Source organism: Pseudonocardia sp. (assembly GCF_035305885.1).
Lineage (GTDB): Bacteria > Actinomycetota > Actinomycetes > Mycobacteriales > Pseudonocardiaceae > Pseudonocardia.
Window position 1 is genome coordinate 74,113 of the sequence record NZ_DATGOP010000048.1, and the last position, 20,469, is coordinate 94,581.

Genomic DNA, 20,469 nt, shown 5'->3' on the forward strand with positions numbered 1-20,469 from the left:
GCGTTGCGGGAAGGTGGCTCTGCTGCGAGCGGGGGCGGCGAGGGCCGGTCGTAGGCTGGGCCCATGGCGTTCCCCACCCACCGGCCCCGGCGGTTGCGCAGCACCCCGGCGGTGCGCAGGCTCGTCGCCGAGACGGACCTGCGGCCGCGGCACCTGGTGCTGCCGATGTTCGTCAAGGAGGGCGCCACCGAGCCGGTGCCCATCCCGTCCATGCCGGGCGTCGTGCAGCACACCCGTGACTCGCTGCGCAAGGCCGCGGTCGAGGCGGTCGAGGCGGGCGTCGGCGGGCTGATGCTGTTCGGCGTGCCGGAGCGGCACGACGCCACCGGCTCGGGGGCCGTCGACCCGGACGGCGTGCTCAACGTCGCGCTGCGCGACGTGCGTGCCGAGGTGGGCGACGCCACGGTCGTGATGGCCGACACCTGCCTGGACGAGTTCACCGACCACGGCCACTGCGGCGTGCTCGACGACCGGGGCCGGGTGGACAACGACGCCACGCTCGCCGTCTACGCCCGGATGGCCGTGGCGCAGGTCGAGGCGGGCGCCCACGTGGTCGGTCCCAGCGGGATGATGGACGGCCAGGTCGGGGCGATCCGGGAGGCGCTCGACGCCGCCGGCCACACCGACGCCGGCATCCTCGCCTACACCGCGAAGTACACCTCCGCGTTCTACGGACCGTTCCGGGAGGCCGTCGAGTCGCAGCTCACCGGCGACCGCAAGACCTACCAGCAGGACGGCGCCAACGTGCGCGAGGCGCTGCGCGAGCTCGCCCTCGACCTCGAGGAGGGCGCCGACGTCGTCATGGTCAAGCCGGCCATGGCCTACCTCGACGTGGTGCGCGCCGTCGCGGAGGCGTCCGACGTCCCGGTGGCCGCGTACCAGGTCTCCGGCGAGTACGCGATGATCGAGGCGGCCGCCGCGAACGGCTGGATCGAGCGCGACCGCGCGATCCTCGAGACCCTCACGGGTATCCGCAGGGCGGGCGCCGACATCGTCCTCACGTACTGGGCCACGGAGGTCGCGACCCGGCTGTGACCGGTTCGAAACCGCTCATCCCAGCGGGGTGGGTTCGCGGTGCGACGGCAAGGGTTACGATCACGGCCCCATTGATCAGGGTGGAGGACCGCGATGAGCAACGACCCGGGCGCACCCGGTGAGTACCAGCCCGGCCAGCAAGGTTGGCAGGGCGGGCAGCAGCCGCCTCCCTACCCGAGCGGCTTCGGGCAGCAGCAGCCTCCGCCCGCGTGGGGCGGCTACCCGCCGGCCCAGCCCGGTCAGCCGGGTCAGCCCGGTGGGTTCGGCCCGCCCCCGCCGCCCGGGCAGCCCATCGGTGGCCCGCAGGGGCAGAGCAACAGCCCGTTCGCGGCGCTGTTCGACTTCGACTTCAACACCTTCGCCACCCCGGCCGTCGTCAAGATCCTCTACATCGTGGGGATGATCCTGATCGGCCTGTTCTACATCGGCGCCCTCATCGGCGGGTTCGCCCAGGGGGTGGGCCCGGGGCTGCTGGCGCTGGTGGTCGGCGGGGTCTTCGCGCTGTTCGCCCTGATCATGTTCAGGGTGACGCTCGAGTTCTACTACGCGCTGGTCCGGATGAGCGAGGACATCCACCACCGCAAGGACTGAGGGCACGTGGACAGCCTTGGACGGACGGACCTACGGTGACGCCGTGAGCACACCCTCCGACCCCCGCAACGGGGGCAACCAGCCCGATGACCAGTCGGGTGCCGCTCCGCCGAGCGAAGGGTCGGGGCAGCAGCCCGCTGCGGGGCAGCAGCAGTACGGCCAGCCCGGCCAGTACGCGCAGCAGCCGCCGTACCCCCAGCAGGGGCAGTACGGCGGGCCCCAGTACGGGCAGCAACCCCAGTACGGTCAGCCCGGCCAGTACGGCCAGCAGCCCTACGCGCAGCAGGGCCAGCAACCCACGCCGGGCTACGGCCAGGCGCCGCAGTACAACCCCTACGCCCAACCGACGCAGCAGTACGGGCAGTACGGCGCACAGCCGGGCCAGTACGGCGGGCCCCAGTACAACCCCTACGGCCAGCAGCCCGGCCAGTACCCGGGCGCCCCGTACGGCGGCGACGTCGCCGGCCTCCGCTCCGAGGACCGCGGCCCGGTCTCCCGCCCGGGCCTGATGGTCGTGTCGCTGGTCCTGCTGATCCTGAGCGCGCTGCCGTTCGTCCTCGCCGGGGCGGCGCTGCTGCTGTTGCCGCTGGACGCGAACGCGATCCCCCCGGAGTACGAGCAGCAGTTCGAGCAGGCGGGCATCACGGCGGAGGCGGCCCTGTCGGCCATGCGCGGCTTCGCGGCCGTCATGCTCGTGCTCGCGTTGCTCTACGTGCTGTTCGCGGTGCTGATGTTCATGGGCCGCAACTGGGCGCGGATCGTCCTGACGATCATGACGGCCGGGTTCACGCTGCTGTTGCTGCTGGGCATGTTCGCCGGGGCGGGCAGCGACGGCGCAACCCTGTTGTTCGTCCTGCTCGTCGTGGCGGCGTCGGTCGGCGGCACGGTCATCGCCTTCCTCCCCGAGCCCAGCCGCTGGTTCTCCCAGCGGTAGGGCGTCCCGGGGCGCACGCCCGCGCGCGGAGATGTGAGACTGGCTCTCGTGGCTAGCTCGCCGATCCCGTCCGGCCAGGAGGCCGCTGCCCGCACCGAGACCTCGCGCCGCCTGTTCGATCGGGCGTGCGCCGCCATCCCCGGCGGGGTGAACTCCCCGGTCCGGGCGTTCGCCGCGGTCGGGGGCACGCCGCGGTTCTTCGTGTCCGCGTCCGGCCCGTGGCTCACCGACGCCGACGGCAACCGCTACGTCGACCTCGTCAGCTCGTGGGGCCCGATGATCCTCGGGCACGCGCACCCCGCCGTCGTCGAGGCGGTGCGGGAGGCCGCCACCCACGGCCTGTCGTTCGGGGCGCCGACGCCGACCGAGGTCGAGCTCGCCGAGGAGATCATCGGGCGCGTCGAGCCCGTCGAGCAGGTGCGGCTGGTCAACTCCGGCACCGAGGCCACGATGAGCGCGATCCGGCTCGCCCGCGGCATCACCGGGCGCCGCGTCGTGGTCAAGTTCGCAGGCTGCTACCACGGGCACGTGGACGCCCTGCTCGCCCAGGCCGGCTCCGGGGTGGCCACGTTCGGCCTGCCGACCAGCCCCGGCGTCACCGGCGCCCAGGCGGCCGACACGATCGTGCTCCCCTACAACGACCTCGACGCGGTGCGCGCGGTGTTCGCCGAGCGCGGCAGCGAGATCGCCTGCGTGATCACCGAGGCGGCCGCGGGCAACATGGGCGCGATCCCCCCGCGCCCCGGCTTCAACGAGGGCCTGCGCGACATCTGCCACGAGGCGGGCGCTCTGCTCGTGATCGACGAGGTGATGACCGGGTTCCGGGTGTCGCCGTCCGGGTGGTACGGGCTGGACGGCGTCGCCGGCGACCTCTACACGTTCGGCAAGGTCATGTCCGGGGGCCTGCCCGCGGCGGCGTTCGGCGGTCCCGCCGCCCACATGAGCCACCTCGCCCCGGCCGGGCCGGTCTACCAGGCGGGCACGCTGTCGGGGAACCCCGTCGCCGTCGCGGCCGGGCTCGCCACCCTGCGTCACGCGGACGCCGACGTGTACGCCGCGCTCGACGCCAACGCGGCCCGGCTGGGCGGGCTGATCGACGAGGCCCTGAGCGCGGAGGGCGTGCCGCACCGCGTCCAGTACGCGGGCAACCTGCTGTCGGTGTTCTTCACCGAGGACGAGGTGCACGACTACGCGGGCGCCCAGGCCGCGCAGACCTGGCGGTTCCCGGCGTTCTTCCACGCCCTGCTCGACCGGGGCGTCTACCCGCCGCCGAGCGCGTTCGAGGCCTGGTTCGTCTCCGCCGCGCTCGACGACGACACCTGGCAGGTGATCGCCGACGCGCTGCCGGCGGCCGCGCGGGCCGCGGCCGCCGCGACCCCGCCCGCCGAGGCCGGGCGATGACGGCTCCGCGCACGATCGTCCACCTGCTGCGCCACGGCGAGGTGCTCAACCCGAGGGGGATCCTCTACGGCCGGCTCCCCGGCTACCACCTGTCGGAGCGCGGCCGCGACCAGGCGGAGATCGTCGCCAAGTTCCTCGCCGACGCCGACGTGACCGCGGTGCTGGCCTCGCCGCTGGAGCGGGCGCAGGAGACCGCGGCCCCGGTCGCGGCCGAGCACGGGCTCGAGGTGCTCGTGGACGACCGCCTGATCGAGGCGGACAACCGGTTCGAGGGGCTCACCGTCTCGGTCGGGGGCGGTGCGCTGCGCAGCCCCCGCCACTGGCTGCTGCTGCGCGACCCGTTCACCCCGTCCTGGGGCGAGCCGTACCTGCAGATCGCGCACCGCATGTACGCCGCCGTCCAGCGGGCGCGCGAGCTCGCCGAGGGGCACGAGGCGGTGTGCGTGTCGCACCAGCTGCCGATCTGGACGCTGCGCCGCTACCTCACGCGGCAGCGGCTGTGGCACGACCCGCGGCGCAGGCAGTGCGCCCTGGCCTCGCTCACCTCGCTCGTGTTCACCGGCACCGAGCTCACGCAGCTCCGCTACACCGAGCCCGCCGGGTCCAGCGACCCGAGGCAGACGGGCGCATGATCCGGCTGCTCGCCGCGGTGCTCGCCGCGCTGCTGCTGGCGGGCTGCTCGGCCACGCAGGAGGCGGTGGCCACCGGAGGGGAGTTCCAGTTCGTCGCGCCGGGCGGGCAGACCACGATCTTCTACGACCCGCCGGAGAGCCGCGGCACCGTCGGCGGCATCTCGGGGGAGAGCCTGCTGCGCGAGGCCGCCACGGTCGGCTTGGACGACTACCCCGGCCAGGTCGTCGTGCTCAACATCTGGGGGTCGTGGTGCGGGCCGTGCCGGGAGGAGATGCCCGGCCTGCAGTACGTGCACGACAACTCCGAGGCCGTGGTGCTCGGGCTGGACGTCCGGGACTCCCGCGCCGACGCGCTCGACTTCGTCCGCAACCGGGGCATCACGTTCGAGTCGATCTTCGACCCGCCCGGCCGCGCGCTCGCCGCGTTGAGCGGCTACCCGCGCAACGTGGTCCCCTCCACGATCGTCTTCGACAAGCAGCACCGGGTGGCGGCGGTCTTCCTGACGGCGGTCCGCGTGCCGGAGCTGATGCCGCTGGTCCAGCGCCTGCAGGCCGAACCCTGACCCCGGCGAGCCGCGCTGCGAGTGCGCGCGAGTCGCGCTCTCGCTGTGGGCGAGTCGCGCTCTGGGTGTCGGCGAGTCGCGGCCTGGGTGTTGGCGAGTCGTGCCCTCGGTGCGCCCGTGGCTCTGACCGGCGCGGCGATCCACTACAACGTGTAGAACCCGGTGTGGGCGCCCAATAGCACGCGGCCTACCCTCATGGGCGATGGACCCCTCGACGACGCTCGCGGTCTCCGGACCGCTGCTCCTCGCTGCCGCCGTGGCCGTGCTGGCCGGCGCGGTGAGCTTCGCGTCGCCGTGCGTGGTCCCGCTCGTCCCCGGCTACCTCGCCTACCTGGCCGGCCTGGTCGGCGCCGACGCCCCACCGGCCACGGCCGCCGAAGCGGGCGAGCCGCGGTCGGGCCGGTTCCGCGTCGCCGGGGCCGCGGCGCTGTTCGTCGCCGGGTTCACGGTCGTGTTCGGCGCCATCCTCACCGGCGTCGTCTGGCTCGCCGACGCGCTCGTGGCCAACGAGGCGGTGCTGCAGCGCGCGGGCGGCGTCCTCATGATCGTGATGGGGCTGGCGTTCGTCGGGCTGGTGCCCGCGCTGCAGCGGGAGAAGCGCATGCACTGGGTCCCGCGCGCCGGGGTGTGGGGCGCGCCGCTGCTCGGCGCGGTGTTCGGCCTCGGCTGGGTGCCCTGCATCGGGCCGACGCTCGCGGGCGTCGTCGCGGTGGCCGCGGGCACCGGCGGCGGCTCGCTGCGCGGGGTCGTGCTCACCGTCGCCTACTGCGCCGGGCTCGGCCTGCCGTTCGTGATCATCGCGCTCGGGGCGTCGCGGGCGGTGCGGGCGCTCGGCTGGCTGCGCCGCCACACCCGCGCGATCCAGCTCGCCGGCGGGGCGCTGATGGTGGCGGTCGGGGTCCTGCTCGTCACCGGCGTGTGGGGCGCGCTGCTCGCCAAGCTCCAGGTGTCCATCGCGGGCTTCGTCCCGGTGCTGTAGATGGCCCCCACCGAGACCCCGACTCGCGCGCACCCGCAGCGCGACTCGCCGACACCCAGGCCGCGACTCGCCGGGGTGTGGGCGGTGCTGCGCAACGGCTGGCGGGGACTGACCTCCATGCGCACGGCCCTCGTGCTGCTGTTCCTGCTGGCGGTCGCCGCGCTGCCGGGGGCCCTGCTGCCGCAGCGGTCGCTGAACCAGCGCCTGGTCGAGGAGTACTTCGCCGACTACCCGTGGCTCGCGCCGACGCTGGACCGCCTCGGCTTCTTCGACGTGTTCGCCGCCCCGTGGTTCGCGGCGATCTACCTCCTGCTGATGATCTCGCTCGTCGGCTGCGTGCTGCCGCGCACCCTGGAGCACGCCGCGGCCCTGCGGGCGGAGCCGGTGGCCACGCCGCGGAACCTGTCCCGGATGCCGCACCACGCGAGCGGCACCCTCGACGTCGGCCTGGACGAGGCCGTCGAGCGCGTGCGGTCCCGGCTGCGCGGCTGGCGCAGCGTCGAACGGCCGGACGGGGCGGGCCGCACGATCTCGGCCGAGAAGGGGTACCTGCGCGAGGCGGGCAACCTGCTGTTCCACCTGAGCCTCGTCGGCCTGCTCATCGGGGTGGCCGCGGGCAAGCTCTTCGGCTACGAGGGCCAGGTCATCGTCATGTCCGGCGGCGGCCAGTTCTGCAACACCGGCATCCTCGGCTACGACACGTTCCGCGCGGGGCTGCGCGTCGACGGCACTGACCTCACCCCGTTCTGCATCCGCCTCGACGACTTCCGGGCCGAGTACCGGCCGAACGGGCAGGCCGAGAGCTTCCGCGGGCAGCTGGCCTACCAGAGCGCCGAGGAGGTCGCGTCCGGTTCCGACGAGTGGCGCACCCACCAGCTGGAGGTCAACCACCCGCTGCGGGTCGACGGCAACCGCGTCTACCTGCTCGGCCACGGCTACGCGCCGCGGTTCACCGTCACGTGGCCGAACGGGGAGCAGCGCACCGGCGCGATCCAGTGGCGGCCGGTCGACCAGGCGACCCTGCTGTCGGAGGGCGCCACGAAGTTCGAACCGCCCGGCATCACCGACTCCGAGCAGCGGCGCACGTCCCAGCTCGCCATCACCGGCCTGTTCGCGCCGACGTCGTCGGGCGGGGACGTGGTCACGTCGGTGTTCCCGGCGCTGCTCGCCCCCGAGGTCGCGGTGGACGTCCTGCGCGGCGACCTCGGCCTCGACGACGGCCGCGGCCAGTCGATCTTCCAGGTCGACCAGCGCATGGTCGAGTCCGGCGCACTGGTGCGCGTCGCGCGCGCCAACCTGGTGCCGGGCGAGTCGCTGACCCTCGACGACGGCACCGAGATCCGCTTCGACGGCGTCCAGGACTGGGCGTACCTGCAGATCAGCCACGACCCCGGCCAGGAGGCGGTGCTCGTGTTCGCCGTGCTGCTGCTCGGCGGGCTCGCGCTCTCGCTGACGATCCGCAGGCGCAGGTTCTGGGCCCGCCTCACGCCCACCGACGACGGCGCTCGCACGGTCGTCGAGCTCGGTGGGCTCGCCCGCACCGACCGGGCGGGCTACGGCGAGGAGTTCGCCCGGCTGCGGGCGGACCTGCTCGACCCACCCGAGGAGAGTTGATGCTCACCGAACTCGCCACCTTCAGCGACCGCCTCTTCGTGGCGGCCGCCGGGATCTACGCGCTCGCGATGATCTTCCACGCGGTGGAGTTCGCCGCGGCGCGGGCGAAGTCGCCCGCACTGGTGGGCGCCGGCGCCCCCGCCGAGGAGTCGACGCGCACCCGGCCCGAGCGGTTCGGCCGCATGGCCGTGGCGGTCACCGTGCTCGGCGCGGCCCTGCACCTCGTCTCCCTCGCCACCCGCGGGCTGGCCGCCGAGCGGTGGCCGATGGGCAACATGTACGAGTTCATCTCCGCGATCTGCCTCGCCGCGGTGGTGACGTGGCTCGTGGTGCTGCGCCGCTCGCCGTCGGCGCGCCCGGCGGGCCCGTTCGTGCTGTTCCCGGTGCTCGTGCTGATGGCGCTCGCCGGGTCCGTGCTCTACGTCCCGACCGGGCCCGTGGTGCCGCCGCTGCGCTCGTACTGGATGAGCATCCACGTGAGCACGATCAGCGTCTCGTCCGGGCTGCTGGTCGTCGCGGGCGTGGCGAGCCTGTTGTTCCTGCTCCGCCGATCGGGGTCCCTCGCCGGGGTGGCGGAGAAGCTGCCGGCGGCCGACGCGCTGGACCGGCTCGCCTACCGCATCACGATCATCGCGTTCCCGCTCTTCACGTTCGCGATCATCACGGGGGCGATCTGGGCTGAGGCCGCATGGGGCCGGTTCTGGGGGTGGGACCCCAAGGAGACCGTCGCGTTCGTCTCGTGGGTGATCTACGCGGCGTACCTGCACGCGAGGGCGACCGCGGGCTGGCGGACGGGCCGGGCGGCGTGGGTCAACGTCGCGGGCTTCGCTACGATCGTCTTCAACCTCTTCTTCATCAACATGGTCGTCGCCGGTCTGCACTCGTACGCCGGGGTGGGCTGACGCCGAGTGATACGGCGCCACCCGACCGCGCCTCGACCCCGGGCAGTCGGCCGACTACCGTCGGCGTCCGTGTGGGGGTTCGACGGTCGACTCGATGCGCTCGGCGGGATGTACGGATGACAGAGCGTCAAACCGGTGACGACGGGGACTACCCGGACGGTTCGGTGGGCCGGTACGTCCGCGAGCGCTGGGGGGCCGCCGGGGCCCGGTCCGCGCCCGTCGCACCGCCGGAGCCGCCCGCACCGCGCTCCGATCCCGACACCGCGGACGGCGACGCGACCGCGCCGAACCAGCTGCGGGTCGAGCGGGACACCGCCGAGAAGGCCTCCGACGCGCCCGCCGCACCCCGCACCCCGCCGCGCGGCACCGCCCGCTGGACCGACCCCGGCGCGGTGGCCGCCCAGGAGGCGCAGCGCGCCCGCAGCGGCCGCGGGCCCCGGCCCGACCTGTCCACCGCGCGGGTCCTGACGCCCACGCGCAGGCCCCCGCAGTCGGGGTGGCGGCGGCTGGTCTACCTGATGTCCGGCAAGCGCATCAACCCCGGCGAAAGCCCCGCGGACATCCGCAAGCGGGAGCTCACGGAGCGGGTCAACCGGCCCCTCATGGGCTGCTACAAGATCGCGATCCTGAGCCTCAAGGGCGGCGTCGGCAAGACCACGGTCACCGCCACCCTCGGGGCCACGTTCGCCTCGCTGCGCGGTGACCGGGTGGTGGCCGTCGACGCCAACCCCGACCGGGGCACGCTCAGCCAGAAGATCCCGCTCGAGACCAGCGCGACCGTGCGCAACCTGCTGCGCGACGCGCAGCGCGTGCGCCGCTACAGCGATGTGCGCGCCTACACCTCACAGGGCCCGTCCCGGCTCGAGGTGCTGGCGAGCGAGCAGGACCCCGCGGTCTCGGAGGCGTTCAGCGAGGACGACTACCGCCGCACCGTCACGCTGCTGGAGCACTTCTACAACATCGTGCTCACCGACTGCGGCACCGGCCTGATGCACTCGGCGATGTACGGGGTGCTGGGGCTCGCCGATCAGCTGATCATCGTGTCGTCGGGTTCGATCGACGGCGCGCGCAGCGCGTCGGCCACGATGGACTGGCTCGACGCGCACGGGCACGGCGACCTGGTGAAGAACTCGGTGGCGGTGATCAACTGCGTGCACCGCTCATCCGGTGGTGTGGATCTCGGGAAGGTGGCCGAACACTTCGCGGCGCGCTGTCGCACGGTGGCGCGGATCCCGTTCGACGCCCACCTCGAGGAGGGCGCCGAGGTGGACCTCGACCGGCTGCAGCCGGCTACCCGGATGGCGTTGCTGGAGCTCGCAGCGGCGGTGGCCGACGCGTTCGAGGGCCCGCCCGCCTGATCACCCGGGCCGGCGCTCAGACGCTCGGCGGGTCCTCCCGCCTGCGCACCTTCTCGTCGAGCTGACGAAGGAAGTCGGGGTCGTCGTCCGGGCCGCTCACGCGCGGCCGGCTCGCTCCGGCCACCGGGCTGCGCCGCTGGGGCTGCGGGAAGTCGACGGCACCGGAGTTCATCGCCTTCCACAGCACCAGAGCGATGATCGCGGCGCCGACGAATGCGATGAGGAACAGCATTGTCGAACCACCTCCGCCGCCGAGGTTAGCCGAGGACGTGCGGGGGCGGGGTGAAGTGCTGTGAACGGGGCCCGGTCAGGGACGGGCGGGCGGCTGCGTGGCCTCGCTCGTGAGTTCGGCCAGCATGCTGCGCACTTCGGACTCCCGGAACCGCCGGTGACCGCCGGGCGTGCGGATCGAGCCGATCCGCCCCGCGGAGGCCCAGCGGGTGACCGTCTTGGGGTCGACGCGGAAGAGGGCCGCGACCTCGCCCGGGGTGAGCAGGCGCTCGTTGCTGCCGCTGTGCGCCGCGATCGACATCCATGACCTCCCAGAACGTGGTGCTTTCCGGGCCATCGTGACACCTCGGACCCCAGGTACTCGAACGGTTGTCCGCAGGTAAAGGGCTCTTAAAGGACGAACCGGACAGGGTGCGTCCGGGCGGGGACCTGCCCCCTCCCGAACCGGTCGTACGCTGGGCGTATGACGTCCCCGACCCCCACCGATCGGCAGCCGGGGCTGGCCGCCGCAGTGGCGCTCTACACGGCCGCCCGCGTCGGGCTCGTCGCCGTCGTCACCGCGCTGCTGGTGGTGGCGGGCGTCCCGTTCCTGCTCGCGCTGCTGATCGCGCTGATCGTGGCGCTGCCGCTGTCGATGGTCCTGTTCCGCGGGCTGCGGTCGCAGCTGGAGAACGCGCTCGGCGCGGCGCGGGAGCGCAGGGCGAGGGAGCGGGAGGCCCTGCGGGCGAAGCTGCGCGGCGACGAGCCGCCCACCGCGTCAGACGAACCGGCCGACCGCGAGTCCGATCGCGGTCAGGACTGACCAGGCCAGCAGCAGCACCCCCGTCTGGGCGAGCACCCGGATGAGCTTGGCGCCCTCCGCGCCGCCGAGGACGTCCCGGATCGGGAGGACGGCGAACGGCAGGGCCAGCAGGGCCAGCAGCATCGGCCAGCTGAGCACGGCCGCGCCGGCGGACAGCAGGAACGGCAGCAGCGTCAGCGCGGCGTAGAGGCGGCGGGTGTCCCGGTCGCCGAGCCGCACCGCGAGGGTGTACTTGCCCACCGCCGCGTCGGTCGGGATGTCGCGCAGGTTGTTGGCCACCAGCACCGCGCTGGTGAGCATGCCCACGCCGATCGCGGTGACGATGTCGAGCGCGCCGGGCCAGCCGCTCTGGGTGAGCACGGTGCCGAGCACGCCGACGAGGCCGTAGAAGACGAATACCGCGAGCTCACCGAAGCCGAGATAGCCGTACGGGCGGGAACCGCCGGTGTAGAACCATGCGGCGACGATGCAGAGCGCGCCGACGGCGATCAGCCACCACTGCTGGCTCAGCGAGATCAGCGTCAACCCGGCGACGCCCGCGACCCCGAACGCGAAGAACGCCGCCGTCCGGACCGACGACGGGGCGGCGAGCTGCGACCCGACCAGCCGCAGCGGACCGACGCGCTCGTCGTCGGTGCCGCGGATGCCGTCGGAGTAGTCGTTCGCGTAGTTCACGCCGACCATCAGCGAGATCGCGACGACCAGGGCCAGCAGCGCGCGTCCCGGTGCGACGACGCCGTGCCCGATCGCTGCTCCGGTGCCGGCGATGACGGGGGACAGGGCGGTCGGCAGGGTGCGTGGACGGGCACCCTCCACCCACTGAGCGAGCGTGGCCACACCTGAACGTTATCCGCAGGCGCCGGCGGCACCCACACCGCGACTCACCCGCACCCAGACCGCGACTCGCGGACACCCAGACCGCGACTCGCCGAAGGCTCGGCGAGTCGCGGGCTCAGTGCGGGTGAGTCGCGGGCCGGGTGCACGGGGTGACGCGGGGCGGGGCGCGGACCGCGGCCGCCTCGACGTACTCGTTCGGGCCGATCCGCAGCCAGCGGTCGTGCGCGCACTGCACGGGCACGGCGGCGCGTCCCGCCGCGAACCCGACGACCTCCGCTCCGGCGTCCGGGCCCGCGCGGACGTCCGTGCCCGCCTCCACCCGTGCCAGGCTCTCCTTGCCGGTCCACAGGTACTCGACCTGCACCCACGCGTTGTCGCGCAGGCCGAGCGCGTCCCAGAAGACGCCGTCGCCGAGGTCGATGCCCGCCGGGTTGGAGACCTTGCGGCCGTACTGGTCCTTCCCGCCGTTGTAGCCGCGCTGGTGGGCGGCCTGGGCCTGCGGCGTCCCCTGCGGCAGGTCGCGCCACTCCTGGCGGCGGTGGCCGGGGTTCCAGTAGTCGTCGCGGGTGTTCCACGGCCCGACGTCCCAGACGGGCGCGAACGCGCAGCGCCCGGTCGGCGCGCACACCTTGACCGAGTAGTCGCTGCTGCCCCGCGGCGAGAGGGCCCGCCGGGACGGGAGCGCCACGAAGTGGTCCCGCTCGCCGATCTTGTGCCCGTTCGCCGTGGTGCGCCCGACGAGACCCTCGCGGGTGGCGAACACGCGGTAGGAGAGGGCCTCGTCCCGCTCGTCGGACTCGGCCCGGCCGGGCGGCGCCGTCCGGGCGGTGAGGGCCACCCTCCGGACGGTCGGTCCGGCCTCCGGGTCGCCGGCGAGGACCAGCCGCGCCTGCACCTCGGCCGACGCGATCGGGAGCGTCACGGCGGGCCCGCCGGGCCCGGGCGCGGCCGGGATCCACTCGGTCCACCCCCCGCCCTCCCGGCGCGCCCTGACGTCGACGGTCGCGGTCGCGCCCGCCGGCACCTCACCCGTCACGGAGACGACGACGCGGTCGGTTGCCGCGGCCAACCGGCGGGCGGGGAAGGTCAGCAGGCCCGTCGGGCGGCCGCCGCCGGAGGCGCCTTCGGCGACGGCGACGAACGCCGTCCGGGGGTCGATCCGCGCCGCGCCGCCCGCGACGGCGACGCCGACGGCATCCCCGTCGCGCAGGTCGGCCGTCCACGAGGTCCCCGGCGGGCCCGCGGGCGTGGTGGGGCCGATCAGGAGGCTGCTCGCGATGGCGAGCAGCGCGCTCGCCGTGCCCCAGCCCATCGCGCCCCCTTGATGCTCGTGTGACCGGTGTGTCGCTCGGTGCAGGAGACGAGAAGGGTGACGCGTTCGTCAATGAACGCAGCGTGACAGGCCCGATGGGGTGTACGGCGGGTTCAGCCGATCCGGGGGTGTGCGGACGCGTCGGTGTGGGCAGGGGGCGCTTCTCCCGCGACCAGGCGGGCCGTCGCCGCCCGATCGGGTTTGCCGATCCCCCGCAGCGGGATGCGGGGCACCGCGCGCAGGATCCGGGGCACCGCCGCTCGCCCGAGCGCATCGCGCACCGCGGCGCGCAGCCGCTCGGCCCGTGCGGCGTCGAGCGGGCCGTCGGGCACCTCGACGGCGGCCGCGACGAGCTGGCCCCACTCCGCGTCGGGGACGCCCACCACGCACGCGGCGGCCACGCCCTCCTGCGCGGTGAGCACCTCCTCGACGGCCGCGGGCGCGACCTTCTCGCCGCCGGTGACGATCACGTCGTCGGCCCGGCCAAGCACCTCGAGCCGCCCGGCGCGCCACCGGCCGAGGTCGCCCGTGCGGAACCACCCGGCCACGAACGCCTCCGCCGTGCGCGCGGGATCGCCGAGGTAGCCGTCGGCGAGGGTCGGGCCGCCGATCCGGATGCGGCCATCGGCCTCCAGGTCGACGCGGACGCCGTCGAGCGGGACCCCGTCGTAGACGCAGCCGCCCGCGGTCTCGCTCATCCCGTAGGTCGTGACCACCGCGACGCCCGCGGCGACGGCCCGCTCGCGCAGCTGCGGTGCGAGCGCCGCCCCGCCGACGAGGACCGCTGCGTAGCCCCGCAGCGCGTCGAGGGCGGCGCCGCCCGCGTCCAGCAACCGGTGCAGCTGGGTGGGCACGAGGCTCGTGCAGCGGCGGCCGGGCCCGAGCTCGCGGGTAGCTGCGGCGAAGGCGTCGGGGCGGAAGCCCGCGCGCAGGTCCTGCACCACGGGCGGGGTGCCGGCGAGCAGGGACCGGACCAGCACCTGCACGCCCGCGACGTGGTGGGCGGGCAGCGCGAGCAGCCACCGGGCGGGCCCGCCGAGCCGTTCGGCCGTGGCGGTCGCCGACGCCCGCAGCGCCCGTGCCGAGAGCACCACGTGCTTCGCCGCACCGGTCGAGCCCGAGGTGGCGATCACGACCGCGGCGCCGTCGCCCGGCTCGGCCTCGACCGCGGACCCGCCGGGACCGACCGGCAGCACCGCGGGCCCGCCCGCGAGGGCGTCCTCCAGCGCCGCGACGAGCCGCCCGACGGCCTCGGGGGAACCGTCGAGCGGCACCGGCCTCAGTAGTGCCACGGGAACGGGGACCAGTCCGGCTCGCGCTTCTGCAGGAACGCGTCGCGGCCCTCGACCGCCTCGTCGGTCATGTACGCCAGCCGCGTGGCCTCACCGGCGAACAGCTGCTGGCCGACCAGCCCGTCGTCGATGAGGTTGAACGCGTACTTGAGCATCCGCTGCGCGGTCGGTGACTTGCCGTTGACCTCGCGCGCCCACTCCAGCGCCACCTTCTCCAGCTCGGCGTGCGGCACGACGGCGTTGACCATGCCCATCCGGTGGGCCTCCTCGGCGGTGTAGGTGCGGCCGAGGAAGAAGATCTCGCGCGCGAACTTCTGGCCCACCTGCCGGGCCAGGTACGCCGAGCCGTAGCCGCCGTCGAACGAGCCGACGTCGGCGTCGGTCTGCTTGAACCGGGCGTGCTCGGCGCTCGCGAGCGTCAGGTCGCACGTGACGTGCAGCGAGTGACCGCCGCCCGCGGCCCAGCCGGGCACGACCGCGATCACGATCTTCGGCATGAACCGGATGAGGCGCTGGCACTCGAGGATGTGCAGCCGGCCGGCCCGGGCGGGGTCGATCGTGTCGGCGGTCTCGCCGGAGGCGTACTGGTAGCCGGTGCGCCCGCGGATGCGCTGGTCGCCGCCCGAGCAGAACGCCCATCCGCCGTCCTTCGGGGACGGTCCGTTGCCGGTGAGCAGCACGCACCCGACGTCGGGGGTCTGCCGGGCGTGGTCGAGCGCGCGGTAGAGCTCGTCCACGGTGCCGGGGCGGAACGCGTTGCGGACCTCGGGCCGGTTGAACGCGATCCGCACCGCGCCGGTGTCGACGGCCCGGTGGTAGGTGATGTCGGCGAAGTCGAAGCCCTCGACCGGCCGCCACGCGGCCGGGTCGAACAGCTCGGACGGGGAGTCAGCAGCCACGCCCCGACCCTATGTCGCCGACATCGGCGCCTTCGGCGGCCGCTTCCGCCGCAGGCCGGCCGGCCCACTCGACGAGCACGAACGTGGCGTCGTCCTCCAGCGTCCGGCCGCGGTACCGGCGCACGGCGTGGGTGAGCCTGCGCAGCGTCTCGGGTGCGGGCAGCCCGTCGGCGGCCGTGCGCTCGGCCAGCTCGATCAGGCGGGCGCTGCCGAACTCCGTGCCGCGACCGTCCCGCGCCTCGATCACGCCGTCGCTGTGCAGCAGCAGCCGGTCGCCCGGTTCGAGCAGCTCCTCGGCGGGCTCGGCGGTCTGGGGCGCCAGCGATGCGATCCGCCCGAACGGCATCCGCCGCGCGCCGTCGAGGCTGCCCACGGCGCGGCCGCCGCGCAGCAGCACGGGGGCGGGGTGCCCGGCGACGAGGTAGCGCAGCCGCCCCGTGTCCAGGTCGAGCCGGGCGAGCACGCCGGTGACGAACCGGAAGTCGTCGAACTGCTCGACGAGCTCGGCGTCGATGCGTTCGGCCACGCCGAGCAGGTCCACGCCCTCCCGGCGGGCGGTGCGGGCCGCGGCGAGCGCGACGGAGGTCGTGAGGCCCGCGCTCAGGTCGTGGCCCGAGGAGTCGAAGATCGCGAACTGGGCCTCCCGGCTGTCGACCGAGTAGTCGAAGGCGTCCCCGCCCATGTCGTAGGCGGGCTCCAGCACGGCCGCGATGGTGACCGAGGCGGTGCCGACGGTCAGCGGGGGCAGCAGCCGCCACAGCAGCTCGCCGGCCACGGACATCGGCTGCGAGCGCTGCGCGGTGGCGAGCAGGTCGCTGTGCGGGAGCTTGGACGACAGCACGCGGGCGAGCGTGCCGCAGAGGAGGGCGCAGCGCGGGCGGAGCAGCGGGTCGCGGGCCACCGGGGCGTCGGCGGGCAGGCGGATGCGGACCACGCCGAGGCGCTCGATCCCGTCGATGAGCGGGACCCACAGGACCGGGTCGCCGCCGTCGGCGCCCTCGAGGACCTGTCCCAGCTGGTAGGCCCGGCCGGCCAGGGTGCCGTCCGCCTTCAGCGCCGGGAGCCCGTCGCGCAGCGGCCGCAGCTGGTCCTGGTCGCGGTCGATCACGTAGACCTCGGGGTCGAGCCGCAGCGGCGCGAGGACGTCGGCGAGCGCGGGCGCGATCGCGTCGCCCGGCAGCAGGTGGGACCGGGTGAGCAGGTCGAGCAGCGCCCGCTGCCACGGCTCGTCGAGGTCGATCACGGGCCCCTCCGTCTCGGGGCTGCTGATGTTCCAGCCGCGGGATCCGGGCGTCAACCGCCGGTCGCACCGGCGTCGAGCCGCCGTGTCCCCTCGGGGCCAGGCTCGCCCGGATCGGTTTCCCCACCCGCGTCCGGGTGACCCACCCCACGTCGAAGCCCGAGGACCACGAGGAGTGTGGGGATGTTCTTCCACCGCCAGGAGTTGCAGTTCAAGGCCACTCCCGACAAGCCGGACGCCGTGTACGCGCGCAAGCTCCAGGAGGTGCTGGGCGGCCAGTACGGCGAGATCACCGTAGCGATGCAGTACGCCTTCCAGGGCTGGAACATGCACCTGCCCGGCAAGTACCGCGACCTGGTGTTCGGCATCGCCGCCGAGGAGTTCGGGCACGTCGAGATGCTGGCGACGATGATCGCGCAGCTGCTCGGCGACGCGCCGATCGGCGTCACGAGCGACGCCGTGCAGGACGACCCCACGGTGGCGGCCGTCGTCGGGGGGATGGACGTCCAGCACGCGATCGTCGCGGGCGCCGGCGCCCGTCCGGTCGACGCGATGGGCAACCCGTGGCAGGGGTCCTACATCACCGCGAGCGGCAACCTGCTGGCCGACTTCACGGCCAACGCGAACGCCGAGATGCAGGGCCGCGTCGCGGTGGCCCGGCTATACCACATGACCGACGACTCCGGCGTGCGCGACCTGCTCGCGTTCCTGCTGGCCCGCGACACCATGCACCAGAACATGTGGGCCGCGGCGGCGAAGGAGCTGCAGGAGGAGGGCTACGAGCAGATGCCCACGCCGAGCAACTTCCCGCTGTCGAAGGAGCACCGCGAGGTGTCCTACCAGTACCTGAACTTCAGCGACGGGGACGCGGCGTCGAAGGGCAGCTGGGCGTCCGGGCCGACCCCCGACGGGCACGGCGAGTTCAGCTACCACGACGGGCCGACGACCACCGCCCCGATGCCGCCGCCCACCCGACCGGACGCGCGGATGTACGGGACGACCGACGTGCCCAACCCGGTCGAGAAGGCCGCGGGCACCGCACAGGACAAGCTGAAGAAGGAGTAGCCCGATCCTCCGTCGGGCGGGGCCGCCGCTGGGCCACGGCCTCGCCCGACCGCGCGACCTCATCCATCGATCAGTGCGCATTGATTGACGGCCCGCGGTGGTAGTGCCAACGTCGATGGCAACAGTCCCTCAGCGTCGAGAGGATCATGATGGCGACCGCGAACAAGGTGAGCGTGATCCCCTGCGGTGCGATGACCGCCGACCTGACCTGGCTGCTCCTGAAGCCCGGTCGGTCGATCACCGACCGCAAGCACAAGGACTCCCCGGCGCCGTGGGTGGACGTGCCCACCCACTGCGTCCTGGTGGAGACCGACGAGGGCAAGCTGCTGTGGGACACCAGCTGCCCGCGCGACTGGGAGGAGCGCTGGGGGCCGACGGGCCTCCAGGAGTTCTTCCCGTACGACAAGGTGAGCGAGGAGGAGTACCTCGACTCCCGGCTCAACCAGATGGGCGTCGGCCTCGACGAGATCGACTACGTCGTGCTGTCGCACCTGCACTTCGACCACGCGGGCAACGCGCAGATGTTCAAGAACACCGGCGCCAAGCTCGTGTGCCACCAGCGCGAGAAGGAGTTCGCCTTCGGCTTCGACGGGCTGTTCACCGGTGCGCACCTGAAGACCGACTACGAGGGCCTCGAGTTCGAGACGGTCTCCGGTGACACCGAGCTCCTGCCCGGCGTCACGCTCATCGAGACGCCGGGGCACACGGTCGGGTGCATGTCGATGCGGGTGGACCTGCCCGACACCGGCACCATGATCTTCACGTCCGACGCGGTGTACATGGGCGAGAGCTACGGGCCGCCCACCGTGCCCGCCGCGATCGTCAACAACCTCGAGGACTTCTACGCCTCGGTCGAGAAGCTGCGCGGCATCGAGCAGCAGACCGGGGCGACGATGGTGTTCGGCCACGACGCCGAGCAGATCCACCAGCTGCGCACCGCGCCGGAGGGCTACTACACATGACAGGGGTCGACCTCTCCGAGGAGACGATCTTCACTTGGGGCGCGCCCCCGCTGAAGTTCGGCGCGGGCGCCGCCGACGAAGTCGGCTTCGAGATGTCCGGCTACGGCGTCAAACGGGTGCTGATCGTCACCGACCCGGGGGTCCACGCGCTGGGCGTTCCCGAGCGGATCGCCGACAACCTGCGCAAGTACGACATCCAGGCGGAGATCTTCGACGGCGTGCACATCGAGCCGACCGACGACTCGATGAACAAGGCCACCGAGTACGCCCGCGCGCAGGGGCCGTGGGACGGGTTCGTCGCCGTCGGCGGCGGGTCGGCGATCGACACGGCCAAGGCGATCAACCTGCTCACGACCTACCCCGGCGAGTTGATGGACTACGTCAACAAGCCGATCGGGGCGGCGAAGGCGCCGCCGGGCCAGCTCAAGCCGCTCGTCGCGATCCCGACGACGGCGGGCACCGGCTCGGAGTCCACCGCGATGTGCGTGCTGGACATCCTGTCGATGAAGGTCAAGACGGGGATCAGCCACTGGCGGCTGCGCCCCACCCTGGCCGTCGTCGACCCGTTGCTGACGATGACCCTGCCGCCCGAGGTCACGGCCTCGTCCGGGATGGACATCGTCTGCCACGCGCTGGAGTCCTACACCGCGCGCTGGTACGCCACGTTCGACCGCAAGAAGCCCGAGGAGCGGGTGACCTACTGCGGCTCGAACCCGGTGTCCGACCTGTGGTGCGAGAAGGCGTTGACCCTGCTCGCGCGGTCGTTCCGGAAGGCGGTGCGGAACGGCGCCGAGGACGTCGAGGCGCGCTCGGACATGATGATGGCCGCGACGTTCGCCGGCATGGGCTTCGGCAACTCGGGGGTGCACATCCCCCACGCCAACGCCTACCCGATCGCGGGCATGGTGAAGGACTACCGCCCTGCGGGCTACCCGCAGGAGGAGCCGATGGTGCCGCACGGCCAATCCGTGTCGCTGACGGCGCCGGAGGCCTTCCGGTTCTCCTTCGAGAGCGCCCCCGAGCGGCACCTGCGGGCCGCCGAGCTGCTCGACCCGCGGGCGGACAAGGTCAACGACCCGCGCGAGCAGCTGCCGTCCGTGCTGATCTCGCTGATGCGCGACATCGGCATCCCGAACGGCATCGGCGGGGTCGGCTACACGGAGGCGGACGTGCCCGAGCTGGTGCCGGGCACGATGAAGCAGCAGCGCCTGCTCGCCACCTGCCCGAGGACGCCCACCGAGGACGACATCGCCGCCATCTTCACCAAGTCCATCGAGAACTGGTAGCGATGCCGATCTACGTCTACCGGTGCGACTGCGGGGAGCGCTTCGAGCGGATCCAGGGCATCGACGCGCCTGCACCGGGCTGCCCGGCGTGCGGCGGCACCCCGCACAAGATCCCGGCCGGGCCGAGCCTGCTCGGCCAGGCCGGGGCGGGGCTGGCGAAGGAGCAGATGCCCCAGACCTGGCGCGGCACCTACCACGGCAACCCGGAGTACGTCACGAAGCTGCGCCGGCAGTGGGAGAAGCGCCAGAAGCTGGAGGCGAAGTACCCCGAGCTGGCCGGCGACCAGCGGCCGATCATCGCGCACGAGGGGAAGTACCACGGCGCCCCGCTGCGCGCGGGTGACCCGGTGCCCGGTCATGGCCACGGACACGGCCACGGACACGGCCACGGCCACGGCCATGGGCACGGCCACGGCGGCGGCCAGGGTGGTGCGCCGAAGAAGCCCTCCGACGGAGGTTCAGGAAAGCCACATTGAGGTGTTCTCAGTGACTTGATCATGGGGGTGTAGACGGGCGGAGGGCCCTTGGTAGGAC

22 protein-coding genes are annotated in these 20,469 nt (G+C 73.5%); 15 read left to right on the forward strand and 7 right to left on the reverse strand.

Annotated elements, in window-relative coordinates:
* Positions 1-63: 63 nt before the first annotated feature.
* From hemB to VKZ81_RS08995, 10 genes are all read left to right on the forward strand, one after another.
* Positions 64-1,035, forward strand: a complete 972-nt coding sequence (hemB, locus tag VKZ81_RS08950) for a porphobilinogen synthase (protein ID WP_324240981.1) — start codon at positions 64-66, stop codon at positions 1,033-1,035.
* Positions 1,036-1,128: 93 nt separating this feature from the next.
* On the forward strand, positions 1,129-1,626 hold the full coding sequence (locus VKZ81_RS08955) for a DUF4282 domain-containing protein (RefSeq protein ID WP_324240982.1): 498 nt from the start codon (positions 1,129-1,131) through the stop codon (positions 1,624-1,626).
* 43 nt (positions 1,627-1,669) lie between these two features.
* Entirely contained in the window at positions 1,670-2,560 is an 891-nt protein-coding gene (locus VKZ81_RS08960; protein WP_324240983.1) for a hypothetical protein, read from the forward strand.
* Positions 2,561-2,623: 63 nt separating this feature from the next.
* Positions 2,624-3,961 carry a glutamate-1-semialdehyde 2,1-aminomutase gene (hemL, locus tag VKZ81_RS08965; protein ID WP_414709348.1) on the forward strand — a complete coding sequence of 446 codons (1,338 nt, stop codon included), beginning with the start codon at positions 2,624-2,626 and terminating at the stop codon, positions 3,959-3,961.
* Entirely contained in the window at positions 3,958-4,593 is a 636-nt protein-coding gene (locus tag VKZ81_RS08970) for a histidine phosphatase family protein (protein ID WP_324240985.1), read from the forward strand. The genes hemL and VKZ81_RS08970 overlap by 4 nt, the downstream gene beginning before the upstream one ends.
* Positions 4,590-5,156, forward strand: coding sequence for a TlpA family protein disulfide reductase (locus VKZ81_RS08975; RefSeq protein WP_324240986.1), 567 nt, complete (start codon positions 4,590-4,592; stop codon positions 5,154-5,156). Before VKZ81_RS08970 ends, VKZ81_RS08975 begins: the two co-directional genes overlap by 4 nt.
* Before the next feature lie 202 nt (positions 5,157-5,358).
* Entirely contained in the window at positions 5,359-6,135 is a 777-nt protein-coding gene (locus VKZ81_RS08980; protein WP_324240987.1) for a cytochrome c biogenesis CcdA family protein, read from the forward strand.
* A complete protein-coding gene (gene resB, locus VKZ81_RS08985) occupies positions 6,136-7,749 on the forward strand; it encodes a cytochrome c biogenesis protein ResB (protein ID WP_414709345.1) in 1,614 nt (537 codons plus the stop codon).
* On the forward strand, positions 7,749-8,651 hold the full coding sequence (ccsB, locus tag VKZ81_RS08990) for a c-type cytochrome biogenesis protein CcsB (RefSeq protein ID WP_414709346.1): 903 nt from the start codon (positions 7,749-7,751) through the stop codon (positions 8,649-8,651). Before resB ends, ccsB begins: the two co-directional genes overlap by 1 nt.
* A 116-nt stretch (positions 8,652-8,767) precedes the next feature.
* On the forward strand, positions 8,768-10,009 hold the full coding sequence (locus VKZ81_RS08995; RefSeq protein WP_324240989.1) for a nucleotide-binding protein: 1,242 nt from the start codon (positions 8,768-8,770) through the stop codon (positions 10,007-10,009).
* A 16-nt stretch (positions 10,010-10,025) separates the two neighbouring features.
* On the opposite strand, the gene VKZ81_RS09000 is transcribed toward VKZ81_RS08995, so the two are convergent.
* Positions 10,026-10,241, reverse strand: a complete 216-nt coding sequence (locus tag VKZ81_RS09000) for a hypothetical protein (protein ID WP_324240990.1) — start codon at positions 10,239-10,241, stop codon at positions 10,026-10,028.
* A gap of 75 nt (positions 10,242-10,316) precedes the next feature.
* Positions 10,317-10,541 carry a BldC family transcriptional regulator gene (locus VKZ81_RS09005; RefSeq protein WP_324240991.1) on the reverse strand — a complete coding sequence of 75 codons (225 nt, stop codon included), beginning with the start codon at positions 10,539-10,541 and terminating at the stop codon, positions 10,317-10,319.
* A gap of 162 nt (positions 10,542-10,703) precedes the next feature.
* Between VKZ81_RS09005 and VKZ81_RS09010 the strand changes: the two genes are divergently transcribed.
* On the forward strand, positions 10,704-11,042 hold the full coding sequence (locus tag VKZ81_RS09010; RefSeq protein ID WP_324240992.1) for a DUF4229 domain-containing protein: 339 nt from the start codon (positions 10,704-10,706) through the stop codon (positions 11,040-11,042).
* Here VKZ81_RS09010 and VKZ81_RS09015 read toward each other — a convergent pair.
* The 5 genes from VKZ81_RS09015 to VKZ81_RS09035 form a co-directional block, all read right to left on the reverse strand.
* Positions 10,998-11,879, reverse strand: coding sequence for a 1,4-dihydroxy-2-naphthoate polyprenyltransferase (locus VKZ81_RS09015; RefSeq protein WP_324240993.1), 882 nt, complete (start codon positions 11,877-11,879; stop codon positions 10,998-11,000). The genes VKZ81_RS09010 and VKZ81_RS09015 overlap by 45 nt on opposite strands.
* A 115-nt stretch (positions 11,880-11,994) precedes the next feature.
* Positions 11,995-13,191 (reverse strand): DUF8814 domain-containing protein, encoded by a 1,197-nt coding sequence (locus tag VKZ81_RS09020; protein ID WP_324240994.1) that lies wholly within the window; start codon positions 13,189-13,191, stop codon positions 11,995-11,997.
* Between the two features lie 113 nt (positions 13,192-13,304).
* Entirely contained in the window at positions 13,305-14,474 is a 1,170-nt protein-coding gene (gene menE, locus VKZ81_RS09025) for an o-succinylbenzoate--CoA ligase (protein WP_324241005.1), read from the reverse strand.
* Positions 14,471-15,382, reverse strand: coding sequence for a 1,4-dihydroxy-2-naphthoyl-CoA synthase (locus tag VKZ81_RS09030; protein WP_324240995.1), 912 nt, complete (start codon positions 15,380-15,382; stop codon positions 14,471-14,473). The genes menE and VKZ81_RS09030 overlap by 4 nt, the downstream gene beginning before the upstream one ends.
* On the reverse strand, positions 15,372-16,625 hold the full coding sequence (locus VKZ81_RS09035) for a PP2C family protein-serine/threonine phosphatase (protein WP_324240996.1): 1,254 nt from the start codon (positions 16,623-16,625) through the stop codon (positions 15,372-15,374). The genes VKZ81_RS09030 and VKZ81_RS09035 overlap by 11 nt, the downstream gene beginning before the upstream one ends.
* A gap of 180 nt (positions 16,626-16,805) precedes the next feature.
* Here VKZ81_RS09035 and VKZ81_RS09040 point away from each other — a divergent pair, with 180 nt between their 5' ends.
* The 4 genes from VKZ81_RS09040 to VKZ81_RS09055 all read left to right on the forward strand — a co-directional run bounded on the left by VKZ81_RS09040 (position 16,806) and on the right by VKZ81_RS09055 (position 20,411).
* Complete coding sequence (locus tag VKZ81_RS09040) at positions 16,806-17,687, forward strand: manganese catalase (protein WP_324240997.1); 882 nt, start codon at positions 16,806-16,808, stop codon at positions 17,685-17,687.
* Positions 17,688-17,836: 149 nt separating this feature from the next.
* Complete coding sequence (locus VKZ81_RS09045) at positions 17,837-18,649, forward strand: N-acyl homoserine lactonase family protein (protein WP_324240998.1); 813 nt, start codon at positions 17,837-17,839, stop codon at positions 18,647-18,649.
* Positions 18,646-19,935 carry a hydroxyacid-oxoacid transhydrogenase gene (locus VKZ81_RS09050; RefSeq protein WP_324240999.1) on the forward strand — a complete coding sequence of 430 codons (1,290 nt, stop codon included), beginning with the start codon at positions 18,646-18,648 and terminating at the stop codon, positions 19,933-19,935. Before VKZ81_RS09045 ends, VKZ81_RS09050 begins: the two co-directional genes overlap by 4 nt.
* A 2-nt stretch (positions 19,936-19,937) precedes the next feature.
* A complete protein-coding gene (locus VKZ81_RS09055) occupies positions 19,938-20,411 on the forward strand; it encodes an FmdB family zinc ribbon protein (RefSeq protein WP_324241000.1) in 474 nt (157 codons plus the stop codon).
* Positions 20,412-20,469: the final 58 nt, after the last annotated feature.

Coding starts and splice junctions, on each gene's coding strand:
- hemB (WP_324240981.1), top strand. CDS start 64: ATGGCGTTCCCCACCCACCGGCCCCGGCGGTTGCGCAGCACCCCGGCG.
- VKZ81_RS08955 (WP_324240982.1), top strand. CDS start 1,129: ATGAGCAACGACCCGGGCGCACCCGGTGAGTACCAGCCCGGCCAGCAA.
- VKZ81_RS08970 (WP_324240985.1), top strand. CDS start 3,958: ATGACGGCTCCGCGCACGATCGTCCACCTGCTGCGCCACGGCGAGGTG.
- VKZ81_RS08975 (WP_324240986.1), top strand. CDS start 4,590: ATGATCCGGCTGCTCGCCGCGGTGCTCGCCGCGCTGCTGCTGGCGGGC.
- VKZ81_RS08980 (WP_324240987.1), top strand. CDS start 5,359: ATGGACCCCTCGACGACGCTCGCGGTCTCCGGACCGCTGCTCCTCGCT.
- resB (WP_414709345.1), top strand. CDS start 6,136: ATGGCCCCCACCGAGACCCCGACTCGCGCGCACCCGCAGCGCGACTCG.
- ccsB (WP_414709346.1), top strand. CDS start 7,749: ATGCTCACCGAACTCGCCACCTTCAGCGACCGCCTCTTCGTGGCGGCC.
- VKZ81_RS08995 (WP_324240989.1), top strand. CDS start 8,768: ATGACAGAGCGTCAAACCGGTGACGACGGGGACTACCCGGACGGTTCG.
- VKZ81_RS09000 (WP_324240990.1), bottom strand. CDS start 10,241: ATGCTGTTCCTCATCGCATTCGTCGGCGCCGCGATCATCGCTCTGGTG.
- VKZ81_RS09005 (WP_324240991.1), bottom strand. CDS start 10,541: ATGTCGATCGCGGCGCACAGCGGCAGCAACGAGCGCCTGCTCACCCCG.
- VKZ81_RS09010 (WP_324240992.1), top strand. CDS start 10,704: ATGACGTCCCCGACCCCCACCGATCGGCAGCCGGGGCTGGCCGCCGCA.
- VKZ81_RS09020 (WP_324240994.1), bottom strand. CDS start 13,191: ATGGGCTGGGGCACGGCGAGCGCGCTGCTCGCCATCGCGAGCAGCCTC.
- VKZ81_RS09040 (WP_324240997.1), top strand. CDS start 16,806: ATGTTCTTCCACCGCCAGGAGTTGCAGTTCAAGGCCACTCCCGACAAG.
- VKZ81_RS09045 (WP_324240998.1), top strand. CDS start 17,837: ATGGCGACCGCGAACAAGGTGAGCGTGATCCCCTGCGGTGCGATGACC.
- VKZ81_RS09050 (WP_324240999.1), top strand. CDS start 18,646: ATGACAGGGGTCGACCTCTCCGAGGAGACGATCTTCACTTGGGGCGCG.
- VKZ81_RS09055 (WP_324241000.1), top strand. CDS start 19,938: ATGCCGATCTACGTCTACCGGTGCGACTGCGGGGAGCGCTTCGAGCGG.